Origin of the sequence: Glaesserella parasuis (assembly GCF_002015085.1) — a bacterium.
Taxonomy (GTDB): Bacteria; Pseudomonadota; Gammaproteobacteria; order Enterobacterales; family Pasteurellaceae; genus Glaesserella; species Glaesserella parasuis.
In genome coordinates this window covers 1-1,358 of the sequence record NZ_MUXW01000084.1, presented here as the reverse complement: position 1 = coordinate 1,358, position 1,358 = coordinate 1, and the positions used below count along the sequence as shown (strand labels likewise).

Sequence of the window (1,358 nt, the reverse complement as noted above, 5' to 3'; positions counted from 1 at the left end):
TTTTAAATAAAAAGAGTTGCTAAGAATAATTAAAATATTCATTAGCAACCACTTTGTCATATAGGCATAGTTTTTGACGAATTAACAACCGTTTTATCTACTATGCCCTTAAGATAACAATCTAATCTTCTTAAACTAAAAACAGATTATTTGATGATTTTCGCAACAACACCAGCACCAACGGTACGGCCACCTTCACGGATAGCGAAACGTAAACCTTCGTCCATTGCGATTGGGTGAATTAAGCTTACTGTCATTTTGATGTTATCGCCAGGCATTACCATCTCTACGCCTTCTGGTAATTCGATAGTACCAGTTACGTCAGTTGTACGGAAGTAGAACTGTGGACGATAGCCTTTGAAGAATGGAGTATGACGACCACCTTCTTCTTTTGATAATACGTAAACTTCTGATTCGAAGTCTGTGTGTGGAGTGATAGAACCCGGTTTAGCTAATACTTGACCACGTTCGATTTCTTCACGTTTGGTACCGCGTAATAATGCACCAACGTTCTCACCCGCACGACCTTCGTCTAATAATTTACGGAACATCTCAACACCAGTTACAGTTGTTTTAGTTGTATCCTTGATACCAACGATTTCAACCTCTTCACCTGCTTTAATGATACCACGCTCAACACGACCTGTTACTACTGTACCACGACCTGAAATTGAGAATACGTCTTCGATTGGTAATAAGAAAGCTTTATCAATCGCACGCTCTGGCTCTGGAATGTAGTTGTCTAAGTGGTTTGCTAATTCAAGAATTTTCTCTTCCCACTCTGGCACGCCGTTTAACGCTTGTAACGCTGAACCACGCACGATTGGTGTGTCATCACCTGGGAAGTCATATTGTGAAAGAAGTTCACGAACTTCCATCTCAACTAATTCTAATAACTCTTCATCGTCAACCATATCGCATTTGTTTAAGAATACGATGATGTATGGAACACCTACTTGGCGACCTAATAAGATGTGCTCACGAGTTTGTGGCATTGGACCATCTGTTGCTGCAACTACTAAGATTGCGCCGTCCATTTGTGCCGCACCAGTAATCATATTTTTAACATAGTCCGCGTGTCCTGGGCAGTCAACGTGTGCATAGTGACGAGTTGCTGTGTTGTACTCAACGTGTGAAGTGTTGATGGTAATACCACGCGCTTTCTCTTCTGGTGCGTTGTCGATTTGGTCAAACGCACGCGCAGCACCACCGAAAGTTTTTGCAAGAACGGTTGTGATTGCTGCTGTTAAGGTTGTTTTACCGTGGTCAACGTGACCGATTGTACCTACGTTTACGTGGACTTTATCGCCACGATTAAATTGTTCTTTAGCCATTGTAAAGTTTCCTTTGTTGATGAA

Annotated in this window: 1 protein-coding gene; it reads right to left on the bottom strand. The window is 41.7% G+C overall.

The window, feature by feature from the left end:
• Window positions 1–146 precede the first annotated feature (146 nt).
• The gene (gene tuf / locus B0183_RS11760; protein WP_078208833.1) at window positions 147–1,334 is read right to left on the bottom strand and encodes an elongation factor Tu; all 1,188 of its coding nucleotides are present in this window, start codon (window positions 1,332–1,334) and stop codon (window positions 147–149) included.
• Between the last annotated feature and the right edge of the window lie 24 nt (window positions 1,335–1,358).